10 protein-coding genes are annotated in these 12,498 nt (G+C 60.1%); 4 read left to right on the plus strand and 6 right to left on the minus strand.

Features of this window, described 5'->3' with window-relative positions; genetic code table 11:
* Positions 1–12 precede the first annotated feature (12 nt).
* Complete coding sequence (ade, locus tag AA105894_RS06080; RefSeq protein ID WP_267311040.1) at positions 13–1,713, minus strand: adenine deaminase; 1,701 nt, start codon at positions 1,711–1,713, stop codon at positions 13–15.
* A gap of 70 nt (positions 1,714–1,783) precedes the next feature.
* Positions 1,784–3,373 carry an NAD(P)/FAD-dependent oxidoreductase gene (locus AA105894_RS06085; RefSeq protein WP_267310911.1) on the minus strand — a complete coding sequence of 530 codons (1,590 nt, stop codon included), beginning with the start codon at positions 3,371–3,373 and terminating at the stop codon, positions 1,784–1,786.
* A gap of 692 nt (positions 3,374–4,065) precedes the next feature.
* Here AA105894_RS06085 and AA105894_RS06090 point away from each other — a divergent pair.
* Genes AA105894_RS06090 through AA105894_RS06100 form a run of 3 tightly spaced genes read left to right on the plus strand, consistent with a single transcriptional unit; the run spans position 4,066 to position 6,404 of the window.
* Complete coding sequence (locus AA105894_RS06090) at positions 4,066–4,341, plus strand: FeoA family protein (protein WP_267310912.1); 276 nt, start codon at positions 4,066–4,068, stop codon at positions 4,339–4,341.
* Positions 4,342–4,347: 6 nt separating this feature from the next.
* Positions 4,348–6,219, plus strand: coding sequence for a ferrous iron transporter B (gene feoB, locus AA105894_RS06095; RefSeq protein WP_267310913.1), 1,872 nt, complete (start codon positions 4,348–4,350; stop codon positions 6,217–6,219).
* On the plus strand, positions 6,216–6,404 hold the full coding sequence (locus tag AA105894_RS06100; protein WP_188424721.1) for a hypothetical protein: 189 nt from the start codon (positions 6,216–6,218) through the stop codon (positions 6,402–6,404). The genes feoB and AA105894_RS06100 overlap by 4 nt, the downstream gene beginning before the upstream one ends.
* 157 nt (positions 6,405–6,561) lie before the next feature.
* On the opposite strand, the gene AA105894_RS06105 is transcribed toward AA105894_RS06100, so the two are convergent.
* The 4 genes from AA105894_RS06105 to xdhA all read right to left on the minus strand — a co-directional run bounded on the left by AA105894_RS06105 (position 6,562) and on the right by xdhA (position 11,937).
* Positions 6,562–7,239, minus strand: coding sequence for an HAD family hydrolase (locus AA105894_RS06105; protein ID WP_267310914.1), 678 nt, complete (start codon positions 7,237–7,239; stop codon positions 6,562–6,564).
* A gap of 72 nt (positions 7,240–7,311) precedes the next feature.
* Positions 7,312–8,115 carry a xanthine dehydrogenase accessory protein XdhC gene (xdhC, locus tag AA105894_RS06110; protein ID WP_373316744.1) on the minus strand — a complete coding sequence of 268 codons (804 nt, stop codon included), beginning with the start codon at positions 8,113–8,115 and terminating at the stop codon, positions 7,312–7,314.
* Entirely contained in the window at positions 8,112–10,412 is a 2,301-nt protein-coding gene (gene xdhB, locus AA105894_RS06115; RefSeq protein ID WP_267311042.1) for a xanthine dehydrogenase molybdopterin binding subunit, read from the minus strand. The genes xdhC and xdhB overlap by 4 nt, the downstream gene beginning before the upstream one ends.
* Before the next feature lie 67 nt (positions 10,413–10,479).
* Positions 10,480–11,937, minus strand: a complete 1,458-nt coding sequence (gene xdhA, locus AA105894_RS06120; protein WP_267310915.1) for a xanthine dehydrogenase small subunit — start codon at positions 11,935–11,937, stop codon at positions 10,480–10,482.
* A 187-nt stretch (positions 11,938–12,124) separates the two neighbouring features.
* Between xdhA and AA105894_RS06125 the strand changes: the two genes are divergently transcribed.
* Complete coding sequence (locus AA105894_RS06125; protein ID WP_025840521.1) at positions 12,125–12,403, plus strand: HU family DNA-binding protein; 279 nt, start codon at positions 12,125–12,127, stop codon at positions 12,401–12,403.
* Positions 12,404–12,498 lie beyond the last annotated feature (95 nt).

Below are 12,498 nucleotides of genomic sequence, written 5' to 3' on the forward strand. Positions count from 1 at the left end.
GGAACCGGGCGCCTAGGGCACCAGGGTCATGGTATCGACATCAATCAGACCAAGATCGGTGATCTTGAGATGGGGGATGACGGGCAGAGGCAGAAACGCCAGTTGCAGGAATGGCTCTTCCAGTGTGCCGCCCATGCCGCCTACCGCACGGCGCAGGGCTTCAAGATCGTCGCGTACCGTCTCGAAGGGCTGATCGCTCATCAGGCCTGCAATCGGCAGACTAAGTTCGGCAATCACCCGGCCGCCATCGACCGCCACGAAACCGCCCCCCAGTTCAGTCAACCGTGACACGGCCAGCGCCATATCGGCATCGCTCATGCCGACAACGCAAAGATTATGGCTGTCATGCCCGACTGAAGAGGCCAGCGCGCCTTCCTTCAAACCGAAACCCTGCACGAAACCGCGCCCGATATTGGCGTTCTTGCCATGGCGCGCAATGACACAGATCTTCGCAACATCCTGCGCCACATCTGGCAAGACCCGACCATCGACGCTCGGCAGATCGAAACGCCTGAATGCCGTGATGATCTGCCCCGGGATAATACCGATCACCGCGCGCTGCTCGCCCGAGCCCGCTACCACGAAATCCTGCTCTGTGATGGGCGCCGCCAGTCTGACAGAGCCGTATCCGGTGGGCTGGACAAGGTCGCGACTGTCAAAAAGAGCGTCATCAACCAGACGCCCTGCTGAAAAGACCTGTGCGACCTGGCAGGTCTCAAGATCATCCAGCAGAACGATATCGGCGCGCATTCCCGGCGCGATCTGGCCACGGTCGCGCAGCCCGAAAGCCCGTGCGGCCGAGAGCGAGGCCGCGCGATAGGCTGCCAATGGCTTCACGCCGAGACCGATCGCCTTGCGAATGAGAAAATCGATATGGCCTTCATGCGCAATTTCGAGCGGATTACGATCATCGGTGCAGAAAGCAAAAAACTGGGAGGTCTCAGGCGTCAGAAGAGGGGCAAGTGCCTCAAGATCCTTGCAGACGGACCCTTCACGGATAAGGATCGTCATGCCCTTGCGGATTTTTTCCAGCGCTTCTTCAGCGGCGGTCGCCTCATGATCGGTCGAGATACCGGCAGACAGATAGCCATTCAGTTTCTTGCCACGCAGCAACGGCGCATGACCGTCGATATGCCCCCCGGCGAAAGCCGCCAGCTTATCGAGACAATCGGGCTGACCGGAAAGCACCCCCGGAAAATTCATGAATTCGGCCAGACCGATGACCTTGGGACGATCGCGATAGGCGATGAGTGACGCCGCATCGAGAATGGCGCCCGATGTCTCGACCGGCGTCGCGGGCACGCAGCTCGACAGATTGACCCGCAGATCCATGATCGTGCGGCTGGCGCAGCCCAGAAAATAATCGAAGGCTTCCCCGCCAAGCACGTTGGCCATTTCATGCGGGTCGCAAATGGCGGTGGTCACACCATGCGGCAAGACGCAGCGATCAAACTCGAACGGGGTGATCAGAGAGGATTCGACATGAAGATGCGTGTCGATAAAGCCGGGCACGGCAATCTTGCCCGTGCCATCTATCTCACGCCTGCCTTCGTAACGATCCAGCGTGCCAACGATACGATCACCGCAGATAGCGATATCGCCCGGCAGGATTTCCCCCGTGACCAGATCGAACAGCCCGACATTGCGTATGACAAGATCCGCAGGCGCCTTGCCACCACCCTGCTGAATTCGCTGTTCGATAAGCTGGCGCATCATGATCTCCCCGCCGGTTTGATCCCACTATATAGGCGGAGCGATCATGGCTTTCAAACAGACACCGGACTCAGGCCGGGCACAGGCACTCGGCACGGGCCATGGCCTCTTCAGCCATCAGGCGCTCTCTCATTCCATAGAAATTTCTGTCGAACGTCTTCGTTTCCATGATCGACGCAGCCAGCTCTTCCAGAATTTTCATATGATAATCGAGCAGGGCTGAAATACCCTCATCGCTCTTGTCGTCAGCCATGATGGCGCCGTTCGCATATTCCTGAATCGAGCCGGCGAGATTGATGAAATCCGCCAGTTCGTAGTCCTTCGCGACCGATCCGGGTTGCTTGAGATACTCCAGAACCTTGTGATGAAGGCCATAAAAGGCGGCAATTTTGCCGTGGATCGACTCAATATAGGCCACGCTATCGAATTTTCCGTTCATGAAGAGAACGCACATGAACAGGAAATAGAAAGTCGTGTCCCAGTTCGTCTTGACGAACATGTAGTTCCAGTCGCCGAAACCGTCATAGGAATGACGATGCGTATCGACGAAGCCCGCATAGGCCTCACTGAGCAAGCCGTTCATCTGATTGATGAAGAGAGGCCCTTCAGGTTTGGTGACAAGGTTTGTGATCATCGTGTTCGCCAGACCGATCACGTCCGTGCCGTTCGAATACATCGGGTCGACGAAACCGGCGGCCTCTCCGGTAAGCGCCCAGCCATCGGCCGAGATATACTGCTCCGAAAGATAGGAGTAATTCCGCAGCATGACGAAATCGATCACGTCGAAATTTTTTGCCTCCAGATAGGACTGAAGACGCGGCTCATGCTGCTGCAGCCAGGACATGGCGAGCGGGTGCGAACTCATGGAAGAGAGTTTATGCACCGCATTGTCGAAAACGATCCCGATACTGGTTGTTTCCTCATTGATCGGGATGATCCACACCCAGTAACCACGCCCCACGAGATGGGTGGTGCTGTGCCATCTCTCGCTTGAGTCGAGAAACGAGTTGGCAGGGTCACGCGACGCCAGAAATTCGTTGATGTTGACGTTGCCACCGACACGAAACCAGACAGAAGAATGATTGATGCCTGAGTCCTTCTGCAGTCCGAACTTCTTCATCAGAACGCGGCCACGGCCGGAAGCATCGACCACCCAGCGGGCATTCCGCTTTTTGATACAGCCGTCATGGTCTCTGACAGCCACAGCGTTGACCCCATCCTTGCGCTCGAAATCGAGAACCCGATTGTTTTCGAGCAGCGTAATCGACGGCCTTACCAGTCCGAGCAGGTAATTTTCGAGCTTGCCCCGGTCGATCTGATAAGTGGCGTGCCGCGGATAGAAGCTCAGACCCAGTTCGCGATAGGGATCATCTTCGGCGACACCTTCAGTCTGGATGATCCGAAGCCCCATCTTGCGTATGTGATGGTCCTGCAAATGCTGCGCACAGCCAATCGTCTCGGCAAGATAATACGCGCCGATCTCGACCGTTGACTCACCAACCTTGTGAATACGTTCGGGATTGGGAAATCTGCGGTTATGCACGATGCAGATATCGAGGCCCGGATCTGCCATCAGCAATTGCTGCGCCAAGGTGAGGCCAGCCAGGCCTGCTCCTATGATCAGCACATCATGGGATGTATTCGATACGTTATCAGACAAGACACCGCCCTCTATTGAGGTCATTATTTTGCAGGAAATCAGCCGAATGGATAACAGACGGGGGTCGATTACCTATTCCCGCTCCCTCACATAGGCAAAATCACAACCACGTTATAGATTGATTACAAAAAATAATTTTCGTTAATTCAAACAGAGAGAAACGAAACTGAAAAATTACGTCACATAACAGCCGCTCGTATGTTCCTGACACTTCAGTCTCCAGCGCTGACAGTCACATCGAAAGGGCCAAACGGCTGAGCTCACTCTCCCGCCGCGATCACCCGGATTGCTTCTTCCGTCAGACGCGCCTGCGCTGGCAGACGACAAGACTGCCAGACTCATGGCCCTCACAGGGTCACCCAGTCAGTTTCTTCTCAACAGCAGAGGGGCAACCGAATTATTCGGGATAGGGCCCTACAGAGCCTTCTCCGACGCTTCACGGGTCGAACATTGCAAGAGGCGCAGTTAGCGGGCGGTCCTGTCGTGACATAAACTGGTGCCTCCTGCCGGCAAAACAACCCCCAGACAAGCGCAGCCTTCATCCAACCAGCCAAGATCGCTCCTGCCTATATGGGCACAACGCCGGTCCGCACAAAAGCCGATGACATGAAGCGTGCTTGCCGAGGTTTCATACCCGTCCCTCTTCCCTAAGAATTCGTGAAGCCCTATCTTGGCAAGTGAGAAGCGTTCTCATGGAACGCCATGATCTTGCTCAGGTGGGCCTACCCATGACACTCGACACCTTGCCTAAAGGGGCTCACGCGATCATCAGCCAGGTCGTCGCGCGCATGAAAGATGATCCGATTGCGATGCGCCTTGGCGAATTAGGCTTCATTCCTGGTGCGCCGGTCGAAATCGTGGCGACAGGCCCGGTCGGCCATGATCCGATAGCTGTCCGTCTAGGGTCCACCTGCTTTGCCCTGCGCCGCGGTGAAGCTTCGCGTATTACGCTCGAACACGATCTCTGACGCCTGATGAATGCGATCACCCCGCCGGAAACGGCCACAAGGCCTTTGAGGGCTGCGCTTGTCGGCAATCCGAACTGCGGCAAGACCTCGCTTTTCAACCAGATGACCGGCAGCAGGCAGAAAGTCGCCAACTATGCCGGTGTGACGGTCGAACGCAAGGAGGGGCGGTTCACCACCCCACAAGGCCGGGCGGTTCGGCTGCTCGATCTGCCGGGTGCCTATAGCCTGAGCGCCACCAGCCCCGATGAGGATGTCACGCGCGATGTCTGCATGGGGCGCCATACGGTCGAGAAGCAGCCCGATCTGATCATCTGCGTCGTCTCGGCCAGCAATCTGCGCCTGCATCTGCGCTTCCTGCTGGAACTGGTGCAGCTCGGCCGCCCGATGCTCGTCGTGCTCAACATGATGGACGAGGCCGCCCGTATTGGCCTCAAGATCGACGTGCCCGGCCTTGCCGCCGCTATTGGTGTGCCGATCATACCGACCATCAGCCTGCGCAAGAGCGGCGTGACCCATCTGCTCGAAGCGCTCGAAAAGCCCGAATTCCCTTTCCCCCCGGCCTTGCCGGAGGGCGTCGATCTGCACGCTCTGGTCGGGTCGCTGATCGCACGCTTTACCAATGAATCGTCGCTCAAGAGCGACAGAATGGCCGACAAGCTCGATAGGTGGTTTCTGCACCCGGTATGGGGGCCGATCATTCTTCTGGTCGTGCTGTTCTTCATGTTCCAGACGGTTTTCGCCTGGGCACAGCCGATCATGGATGCGCTTGAAGCCGGGATCACCTCTCTTGGCCAGATGCTCGTCTCGCCTCTGCCTGAGGGGCTGCTGCGCAGCCTGCTGGCAGATGGGGTGATTGCGGGCGCAGGCACGGTGATCGTCTTCCTGCCTCAAATCCTGATCCTGTTCCTCTGGATCCTGACCCTTGAGGAAACCGGCTATCTGCCACGCGCCGCCTTTCTGCTCGACAGGATCATGGCGCTGGCCGGGTTGAGCGGGCGCTCTTTCATCCCGCTGCTATCGAGCTTTGCCTGTGCCATTCCCGGCATCATGGCGGCGCGTACCATCCAGAACCCGCGCGACCGTCTGGTCACGATCCTGATCGCGCCGCTCATGACCTGCTCGGCACGGTTGCCTGTCTATACGCTTCTGATAGCGGCCTTCGTGCCGCATCGCACTGTGCTGGGCTTTCTGGGGCTGCAGGGACTGGTGCTGTTTGGTCTCTATTTCGTGGCCATCGTGAGCGGCATTATCGCGGCGCGCCTCATGACGCGCGGTGTGGAGTCAGAAGAGCATCCCCTGATGCTGGAACTCCCCCCCTATCGCACGCCCAATCTCAAGAGCGTCGCGCTCGGGCTATGGCAGCGCGCAGTGATGTTCCTGTCGCGTGTCGGTACCATCATCGTCTCGCTGAATGTATTGCTCTGGGCGCTCTCGAGCTTCCCCTCGCCACCGGCCAATGCCACAGGGGCCGCCATCGATTACAGCCTTGCGGGCATGATCGGCCACTGGATGCTGCCGATCTTCGCCCCTATCGGCTTCAACTGGCAGATCTGTGTTTCGCTGATTCCTGGCCTCGCCGCGCGCGAAGTCGCTGTCAGTGCGCTCGCTACCGTTTACGCTCTGGGCGCCAATGACGACACGGCCGCCAGCCAGCTCATGCCCCTGCTCAGCGCCCACTGGAGCATGGCCACCGCGTTTTCCCTGCTGGCCTGGTATGTCTATGCGCCGCAATGCATCTCGACCCTGGCGGTCATGCGCCGCGAGACGCGCTCGCTCAAGGTCGTTCTGGGCGCCGCCACCTATCTGTTCGGTCTTGCTTACGTGGCTGCGCTGCTTACCTATCATGTGACACGCGCCCTCACAGGAGCCCCCTCATGATCCAGAGCCTGATTGTCATTGCCCTCGTCGTGGTCGCCCTGCTTTTCTGGCTGAACAGGCTCTTCCCTGTTCACGCGGCGCGCCTCAAGGCCCAGCTCGGGATTGCCCGGCAGACCGCGCCCGGTGGAGCTCCCAAGAAGGGCTGTGCTGGCTGTGACGGCTGCAAGGGCGGCGGCTGCCACTAGGCCCTCTGAAAGCCACGGATCACGCCGGGCGTTTCAAAAGGCAGTCGTTTATCCAGCGTGCTGCTGACAAGGCGGCGCAAAATGCCTGATCGGTATCGAGCACTCTTGCTGCCCCGTGTTTGCAAGGGCAGCCGCACAAAACCAGCCCTTCGTCAGGTCAGGCTGCGCTATCGGCGCGCTCAATGAAGTCGCGGACTTCATGCAAATCGTCCATGATCGCATGCGCCTTGCAAATGATTTCCTCATTCGGCGCCATGAGATCAGGCACGACGATCACCCTGATACCCGCTGCGTGCGCGGCGCGGGCGCCGTTATGGGAATCTTCAATCGCCAGACAATAGGCAGGCTCTATACCGATCGCGGCCGCAGCGCGCAGATAGGGTTCGGGGTCCGGCTTGCCACGTGTCACGTCGTCCCGTGTGATGATTGCATCGAAGCGCTCATAGATGCCGACATGGCGCAGATGGGTCTCCGTGCGCACCCGGCTCGATGAGGTGGCGATGGCGCGCGGCAATTTGCGCGCATCGAGATAATCGAGAAGCGGCTCAACGCCCCGCTTCAGGATCAGCCCGCCCGCCTCGACAAGATCGTGCAGGCGTTTGTCCTGTGCACGAAAGAGTGCCCCGAGATCGACCTCAGGCCCGTAGGTTTCGACCACGAGACGCGCGCAGGCATCGCCGGGCAGGCCGATCATCTGGCGGGCAAACGCGAGAGGCATGTCATGGCCCAGATCACGCGCCGCCATGACAAACGCCTCGAGCGAGAGCGACTCACTATCGAGCAGCACACCATCCATATCGAACAGGATACCGCTTATCGGCCCGGGTCCGGTCATTCAATTTCTCCTTGCGCCGTCGGAATGCCGCCGCAGAAATGCGACTGCCCTCCGACCGCCCCTCACCTTGCCCTAATCGGACCGAGAGACCAACCGTGCAGCCAGTTCTGCGGCAACGAAGGCGGCAATGATCTGGGGGCGCTTGTCACGCAGCCCCTGTGCCCCGATGGGGCAAACCAGCGTATCAATCTGCGCCTGGCTGAGCCCGATATCCCGAAAACCCGCCTCAAAGCGCCGCCGTTTGCTGCGGGAGCCGATCAACCCGACATAGGCCAGATCCCCCCGCTCGAGGGCTGCGGCCACGATCAGCGCATCAAGCGTATGGCTGGGCGTCATGACCAGCGCCCCGTCTCCGGGTTTCAGACTGGCGATTTCGCGCTCCCAATCATCGGTAACGCAGACCCTTACCCCTTCGGGCACGGTACCGAACTCATCTGCTCGAGGGTCGATCCAGCGCAGGGATAGCGGGAGGAGCGATGCCGCCTGAATGAGCGCACGCCCGACATGGCCGGCCCCGAACACCGCCAGAACCGGCCAGGACAGGCGATGCGCCCTGATCGCACGCAGTTCGGCATCGAGATCGAAAACCGGCTCGTAGCGGATGACCACCACACCGCCACAGCATTGATTGGCCTGCGGCCCCAGAACGAAACGGCTCTCCTCCCGCCCGGCCTCGCCACGCAGGATCTGGCGCGCCCGCGCCAGCGAATCCCACTCGAGCTGACCGCCGCCAATCGTACCGGTCTGGGCTGTCTCGGTGACGAGCATGAAGGCGCCCGACTCGCGCGGGGTCGAGCCTTTTGCATCGGCAACCACCACGCGAAGCACAGCCACAGCCTGGCGCTGCCAGCTGCGGATCAGATCGAAATCGATCAGGCGGAGGCTCCATCACTACGCCGCACGCGCTCCTGCACACGCATGATCGTTCGAAGCAAGGTCTCAGGCGTCGCCGGGGCATCGAGCGACGGGCAGGAACGATAGGCGTCAAGGCTCGCAATGGCGTCAGACAGCGCATGAAGCACGGCCACGCCATGACAGAGCGGGGGCTCACCCACGGCTTTCGAGCGATAGATCGTTGCCTCGCGATTGGGGGCATCTTCAAGCAATGTGACGTTGAAAATGCGCGGCCGATCCGAGCAGGCGGGAATTTTATACGTGCTTGGGGCGTGGGTGCGCAGACGACCCTGACCATCCCAGACCAGCTCTTCTGTGGTCAGCCAGCCAGCCCCCTGAACAAAGGCACCCTCGATCTGTCCGATATCGATTGCCGGATTGAGCGACTCTCCCGCATCGTGAAGAATATCGACGCGATCAATCGTATTCTCACCGGTCAGCAGATCGAGCGTCACCTCGGCACAGGCAGCGCCATAGGCGAAATAATAGAAGGGTCGCCCCCTTCCTGTTGCCGCATCCCACGAAATCTTCGGTGTCTTGTAGAACCCGCTGGCCGAGAGCGAGATGCGGGCAAAATAGACCTGCCAGACGAGATCGCGGAAAGAGACGATCTCATCACCAATGCGCACGCCTTCCTGCGTGAAAGCGATCTGCTCCGGCGGGACCTGCCATTTCTCTGCAGCAAAGGCGACCATACGCCCCTTGATCTGGTTGACAGCATCGAGCACCGCCATGCCGTTTAGATCGGCCCCCGAAGAGGCAGCCGTGGCAGAGGTATTGGGCACCTTGCCCGTTGTGGTCGCGGTAATGCGGACACTCTCGGCAGGCAGGGCAAATTCGTGCCGCACGATCTGCACCATCTTGGTGTGCAGCCCCTGCCCCATTTCCGTGCCGCCATGATTCACCTGCACGGAACCATCGGTATAGACATGCACCAGCGCCCCGGCCTGATTGTAATGGGTGGCCGTAAAGGAGATGCCGAATTTGACGGGCACAAGAGCAATGCCCTTGCGCAGGGTCCGGCTCGTGCTGTTGAAATCCCGCAGAGCCTGACGGCGCCTGCGATAATCGCAGCGCTCGGCAAGCTGTGTCATGACCAGATCGGTGATCGAATCCTCGACCACCATGTGATAGGGCGTCACATCGCGTTCGCCCGTGCCATAGACATTGCGCAGACGCACATCCAGCGGGTCCATACCCGTGGCATGGGCAATTTCCTCGATGAGGCGCTCGGCGGCAATGATGCCCTGAGGCCCGCCAAACCCGCGAAACGCCGTGTTGGACTGCGTATTGGTCTTCAGGGCCAAAGAGCGAAACCGCACATCAGGATAGAAATAGGCGTTATCGGCATGAAAAAGCGCGCGATCGGTTACAGGGCCGGAGAGATCGGCCGACCAGCCGCATCGAGCCGCAAGCTCCATGTCAACAGCCAGGATATCACCCTGATCGGTAAAGCCGACCTCATAGCTCACCTTGAAGTCATGACGCTTGCCGGTGATGACCATGTCGTCATCACGATCGAGGCGCATCTTGGCGGCCTGCCCGGTCAGTGAGGCCGCGAGCGCTGCAAGACAGGCACATCCATTGGCCTGTGACTCCTTGCCGCCGAACCCACCCCCCATACGCCTGATCTCGGTGGTCACAAGGTGATGGGGCAGGCCCAGCACACTGGCCACGAGGTGCTGCGTTTCGGAAGGATGCTGCGTGGAAGACCACAGACGCATCTCGCCTGCTTCGCCGGGCTGCGCCAGCGCCACCTGCCCCTCGAGATAGAAATGCTCCTGACCGCCGATGGTGAGCGTGCCCTGGAGCCGCCTTGGCGCCTTCGCAAGCGCGGGCTCCACATCGCCACGCGCCATGGTGAGCGGGCGCCAGACCACGGCACTGCCATTGGCTTTTGCGCTGTCGATATCGAGAATGGCAGGCAGTTCTTCATAGACGATACGCGCCAGCTTCACCGCCCGTCTGGCGATGGCGCGCTCTGTTGCGACCACCGCAAAGATCGGCTGGCCGACATGCTGCACCAGATCCTGTGCCAGAAGCGGCTCGTCATTGGCATGAACAGGGCTGGTCTGGTTCTCGCCGGGAATATCCTGTGCGGTGAGCACGCGCACCACACCCGGCAGGGCACGTACAGCAGCAAGATCGATCGAGACGATGCGCGCATGCGCCTTTTCGCTCAGCCCCGGCACCACATGCAAAAGCCCCTTGGGCTCTGGCAGATCATCAATGTAGAGCGCCCGTCCGGTGACATGCAGTACGGCACTTTCATGCTTCATGTTGCGGGTCGGCTCCGCCAAAGCGGAGGGCGACAGACCATCCGGCGCAACGGGTGACGCAATGGTATCAGACATGAGCGAGCCCTCCGGCCTTGGCGAGGCGCATGGTCTCGCCCTGGCTTTCCTCGAAGAAACGCGTCAGCAGATTGGCCGCGACGGTCTGACGATACCAGGCACTCGCGCGCATATCGTTCAGCGGGGTGAAATCCTCGGCCAGCGCCAGACGTGCGGCCTCGAGCGTGGCCTCATGCCACTTCGCACCGATCAGGACCGCCTCGGCACGCTCGGCCCGACACGGCGTTGCCGCCATGCCACCAAACGCCAGACGTGCCTCCTGCACGATCCCCTCCTTGTCGACACGCAGCGCAAAGGCAGCGAGCACGGCCGAGATATCCTGATCGAAGCGTTTCGAGATCTTGTAGCTGCGATAGAACGTCCCCTCGGCGAGCGGCGGAATGGTGACAGCTTCCACGAACTCGCCTGCCTGCCGGTCCTGCTTGCCATAGGCCAGAAAATACCGCTCAAGGGGAATTACACGTTTTTCCGCCCCACGGCGCAGGTGAAGCATCGCCCCTGCGGCTATCAGTGCCGGAGGTCCGTCACCGATGGGCGAGCCGTTGGCGATGTTGCCACAGAGCGTCGCGCTGTTGCGTATGGGCGTCGAGCCGATGCGCCCGACCAGCGCGCCAAAATCAGGCAGCAGCGCAGCCAATGCTTCACGTGCAGCATCGTAGGTGACCGCTGCCCCGATATGGAGCCCCTCATCATCGCACTCGAGCCGCATCAGATCCGGGCATTGTCCGATGAAGGCCACGCGCGGCAGGGGGCGCATGGCTTTGGTAACCCAGAGCCCCACATCGGTGGCCCCTGCCACGATCAATGTTTCAGGATGCTCCTGCAGATAGCGTGCCAGCGAGGCCGCGCTGGCAGGCAGGAAGATCGCGCCATGTGAGGTCTCAATCGCGACATCCTCGCCGTCCTGCAACGCTTCGAGCTTTGCTCCCAGCGCTGGAAGCGCCGTTTCAAAGGGGCTATCCGGAGCGGCAAGGGCCTGCTTCATGGCGCGCACGATGGGCGCATAGCCGGTGCAACGGCAGAGATTACCCGAAAGAGCCGAATCAATCGCCGCGTCATCGTCCGGGCGCTCATCCGCATTGCGATAGGCGACCATCGACATCACAAAACCCGGCGTACAGAAGCCGCATTGCGCACCATTGAAAGTGACCATCGCCTCCTGAACGGGGTGAAGCGCCCCGGCGCTGCCGACATCCTCAATGGTGAACAAGGCAGCGCCATCGAGCATCGGCAGAAGCTGGATGCAGGCGTTTACAGCCCTCAAAACCACGCGATCACCGCGCAGCCGCGCGACTACGACCGTGCAGGCACCGCAATCACCTTCGTTGCATCCCTCTTTCGTGCCTGTGCGGCCTTCGTGACGCAGCCAGTCGAGCAGGGTCTGTTCAGGGGCAACATCGTCCAGACTGACAAGGCGCTCCCCCAGATAGAACCGTACCGACTGACGCATGAAGCCCCCTTCAAAAAGTGGAAACAGAGGAATGAGAGGGGGCGGCCCCTTCGCCATTTCCCGAAACTCTTGTATGATTGGGAGATTCGACGGCAGAGAACAATCAGGAATATTGCATTTCCTGCCTTGTTCTCGCTTCGAACTGCGCCTAAGGCTCCACGGCCATTCCAAACGCAAGAGGATCACAATGAAATCCACTGATCTGATCGACCGCATCGCCGCCGCAACCGGTGGCACCAAGGCCGACGCCAAGACCGCCCTCGACACGGTCTGGGCCAGCATCATCGACGCCGCCACAAAGGGCGACGAAGTTTCCATTCCGGGCTTCGGCAAGTTCCAGGTCCGTTCGACCGCAGCACGTCAGGGCCGCAACCCGAAGACGGGTGAGACGATCGAGATCGCAGCTTCCAAGAAGCTCAGCTACTCCCCGGCCAAGAACGTCAAGGACGCTCTGACCGGCAAGTAAGCCGATCGAGGCGTTGTGGGCAGCAGCGATCAGCCGCGCCGCAACGCCTCAGGATCAGGCAGCGCCCCGGCTTCTTACGGGAGGCTGGGACTGCC

Source organism: Asaia spathodeae NBRC 105894, from assembly GCF_025994195.1.
In the GTDB taxonomy this organism is placed as follows: domain Bacteria; phylum Pseudomonadota; class Alphaproteobacteria; order Acetobacterales; family Acetobacteraceae; genus Asaia; species Asaia siamensis.